Here is a 1348-nt window from a genome sequence, read left to right as displayed (position 1 = left end):
ATATAATCAGTATCATTATAATCAGTATCATTAGGGTCTAAAATTTGGGATTCTGGAGTCCCAAATTTTGAGTTTCTGGAGTCCCAAATTTCGGGATTCTGGAGTCCCAAATTTTGGGACTCCTTGTCATTGTAGGTTATAGATGAGGATTGAATACTTTTTTCTACACTAATATTAGTTTCTATATCATGCAAATATAATTTATTAGGTTTATTAAATCCTGTACGTATTTGTTCAAGTAACCCTACTGCTTGAAGTTCTTTTTTTATTTTAGTAATTGTATTCTTGCTTTTGTCTAATATATTCTGGAGACTTTCATTTGTAAAAATGAAATATATATCCCCATTATCATCGACCCAATTATTTTTAATCGACAAGCTAACTCTATCGTTGAGAATTGCATAAGTAACTTTGGCACTATCACTTAATTTTTTATATTTTTCATTAACAAATAATGCTTTATGTAGCATATAAAAGTTTTGACTTGCTTGATTTTTAATATTTTTACGAGACATAATAAAAAACCTCTTTCCAATTAAATTTGAATAGAGGTAATAAAACATTACAAACCCACATAACTTTTTGACTTGCAAACTGTAGATATTGTTGTATATAATACATATATCAAATTAAATAGCTAACGTATTGTAACGTTTTATTACCCAGTCCCAACTATTACCAGTAGTTGGGACTAAAACGTATTATGAACATTATATCATTAAAAAAGAACATATAAAAGATATTATAATCCCATTAAAAACCTTTTATAAACAGTTGACAAGATCATCGTCAACTGTTTATAAAAGGTTTTTTAAGACTGCTCAAGCTCCCTTTATAAAAGTATTTATGATAAAATTTATTTATAAAGGGTTGATAAAGTGTTTATAAAGGGTTGAAGATATGAAGAGCGTTAAAGAAATAAGTGAAGAATTGGAAGTTAGTAAACAGACTGTATTTAATAATATAAAAAGATTGAATATAGAAACAGTAAAACAGGATAATACTTCATTCATTAAAAATGATGTTGATGTAGAAAAAATCATTCAAAGAGTAATCAGAAATAAAAAGAAATATGGCTTTGAAAGTACTAATATAAGTTCAGAGAAAGTTAAAACAGATAATAAAAAAAACGAATCTAAATATGATGTTCAAATAATTGAACTACTCGAAAAGCAAATAGATACTTTAAATAAACAACTTGAAAAACAAGAAAAACGTCATGAAACGACAATAGAATTTTATAGAAAAGAATTACAAGAAAGGTCGAAATTACTTGAAAACCAACAAGTATTAGCATTAGAAAGTAATAAAAAGATTCAAAAACTAGAAAGCCAATTAGAAGAAGAAA

At 26.3% G+C, this 1348-nt stretch carries 2 protein-coding genes; one reads left to right on the top strand and one right to left on the bottom strand.

The window, feature by feature from the left end:
- Window positions 1-515, bottom strand: a 515-nt coding sequence (locus HMPREF3265_RS00580; protein ID WP_141748983.1) for a replication initiator protein A, incomplete at its 3' end; no start/stop codon positions are given.
- 385 nt (window positions 516-900) lie between these two features.
- Here HMPREF3265_RS00580 and HMPREF3265_RS00575 point away from each other — a divergent pair.
- Window positions 901-1348: DUF536 domain-containing protein (locus HMPREF3265_RS00575; protein ID WP_141745350.1), on the top strand; the 448-nt coding region annotated here is incomplete at its 3' end.

This window comes from Staphylococcus sp. HMSC62B09 (assembly GCF_001839115.1).
In the GTDB taxonomy this organism is placed as follows: domain Bacteria; phylum Bacillota; class Bacilli; order Staphylococcales; family Staphylococcaceae; genus Staphylococcus; species Staphylococcus haemolyticus.
Note: the sequence above shows the minus strand (reverse complement) of the source record. Positions and strands in the feature narration are given on the sequence as shown.